Source organism: Halorubrum sp. SP9 (assembly GCF_005435015.1).
GTDB lineage: Archaea > Halobacteriota > Halobacteria > Halobacteriales > Haloferacaceae > Halorubrum > Halorubrum sodomense.
Map to the genome: position 1 here is coordinate 1 of NZ_SGXU01000709.1, position 234 is coordinate 234.

Annotated in this window: 1 protein-coding gene; it reads left to right on the forward strand. The window is 53.4% G+C overall.

Features of this window, described 5'->3' with window-relative positions:
* Window positions 1–30: 30 nt before the first annotated feature.
* Window positions 31–234 (forward strand): alkaline phosphatase family protein (locus EXE45_RS21990; protein WP_369333774.1); only part of this gene is annotated, 204 nt, incomplete at its 3' end.

Consider the following 234-nt stretch of genomic DNA (forward strand, 5'->3'; position numbering starts at 1 on the left):
GGTTCCCGGAGGGCGGTCAGGGATGCTTGTATCGAGTCAGCGGAACAGCGTGCGACCGTCGCGAAGAACCTGATGACGGAACACAGCTGGCAGTTTTTTTTCGGTCTGTTCATCGCGACCGATCGAGCACAGCACAAGCTCTGGGATACCCCCGAAGAGATCCTACCGGTGTATAAAGAGATAGATGACTTCATTGGGTGGATTCGAGAGAGGTATCCTAAAGCGAACGTCATT